General features: G+C 58.0%; 1 pseudogene. It reads right to left on the reverse strand.

Annotated elements, in window-relative coordinates:
- Positions 1–209: pseudogene (locus KVT34_RS31075) on the reverse strand (TROVE domain-containing protein); the annotation flags it as partial.
- Positions 210–238: the final 29 nt, after the last annotated feature.

Here is a 238-nt window from a genome sequence, read left to right on the forward strand (position 1 = left end):
CGATCCGGGCGATACATGGGAAGGAATGCGAGTCCGAACCAAGGCTGAAGCCGCATAAACCCGGCATTTCGGGGAAAAACAATCGGCCGTGCCCTGAAATTCGGATTGGTTTCAGCCATCTCGTGATGAAGCTGTGCCGCAACGCCGACCAGCTCCTGCTGATCCGCGTAGTACGTATTCCCCATCGTATTCGGCATCAGCGTCTGCACATGCCGCTCCTCCGCAGACCGCGTGTACG

Origin of the sequence: Paenibacillus sp. GbtcB18 (assembly GCF_019091125.1) — a bacterium.
Taxonomy (GTDB): domain Bacteria; phylum Bacillota; class Bacilli; order Paenibacillales; family NBRC-103111; genus Paenibacillus_F; species Paenibacillus_F chitinolyticus.